Source organism: Acidithiobacillus albertensis (genome assembly GCF_001931655.1).
In the GTDB taxonomy this organism is placed as follows: domain Bacteria; phylum Pseudomonadota; class Gammaproteobacteria; order Acidithiobacillales; family Acidithiobacillaceae; genus Acidithiobacillus; species Acidithiobacillus thiooxidans.
Genome location: NZ_MOAD01000096.1, coordinates 1 through 1,193 on the forward strand (window position 1 = coordinate 1; position 1,193 = coordinate 1,193).

The 1,193-nt window shown below is 54.7% G+C and carries 1 protein-coding gene; it reads right to left on the reverse strand.

Annotated features, from left to right (window positions below; all coding sequences use genetic code 11):
• The coding region (locus tag BLW97_RS18255; protein WP_075324189.1) for a DHA2 family efflux MFS transporter permease subunit at positions 1–1,193 on the reverse strand (1,193 nt) is incomplete at both ends.

Here is a 1,193-nt window from a genome sequence, read left to right on the forward strand (position 1 = left end):
CTCCAGAAAAGGAACGTGAATGCATCCAGTATCCCCCGCATTGCTGCATGTTGCGCCAGAGTTTGTCCCAGTACCTGCCAAGCCAGCGTTCCCTGATGTAATCCCGCATCACGCATATAGCGGGGTAGTGCCGCGCTGAACGGATTGATATGTCCACCCATCTGATTCCAGGCCTCCTGGGCTTCTTCCGTCATGATGGTGGAGATGATAGCAATACCCACAGAGCCCCCCAGATTACGCATCAGATTGAATATCCCCGATCCTTCGGGTGTCTGTTCTTTGCTCAGGGTTGCAAAAGCCAGTGTGAATAGAGGAATGGATACCAGGCCCAGGCCGAGACCACGGATAACCCCAGGCCAGATTATCCAGAAAGGGCTCACCTGCAGGTTGTAGGAGAGACTCAACCAGGTGCCCGTGGCCCCCAGACCGATTCCCGCCAGAATCATCCAGCGCGGATTGGCCCCGCGATTAAGCAGTCTGCCTGCCATCCACATGGAAACCCAGGAGCCTATCCCTTGCGGGGCCATGACCAGCCCTGCGGTTTGCGCTTCATAGCCCATATAATCTTGCAGGTAGATGGGCAATATCACCATGGTTCCATAAAGCGCCAAACCGAATAAACCGATTCCTGCACTGCCCAGAGTCAGGGAGCGATCTTTAAGGAGACGCAAATTCACCAGTGGATGGGAAACATTGAGCGAGCGCAGTACAAACAGCAAAATCCCCATGCCCGCCAGCAGCATCAAAATGATGATGAAACGAGAACTGAGCCAGCCATCCTGATCTCCGAGGCTGAGCATCATCTGCAAGGCCCCCAGACCGATGGCCATCCAGACAAAACCCAGCCAATCAATTGGCCGGGGCTTGTCGCTTTTGCCGAAACTGGGAATGTATAGCAACAGCATGGTGAACGCGATGAGGCCAATGGGAATATTGACGTAAAAACACCAGCGCCAGGAAAGGTCCTGGGTGAGATAGCCACCGAGCACGGGGCCAACAATCGGACCGAGCATGGTACCCATACCCAAAGTCGCCATGGCTACTCCTCGTTTTTCCCGAGGATAGGCTTCTACCAAAATCGCCTGTCCGACCGGTACGAGCGATGCCCCCAAAGCCCCTTGCATGAAGCGCCAAAAGACAATTTCCGTGAGACTGTGGGATTGTCCGCTCATGATCGAGCAGACCAGGAAGCC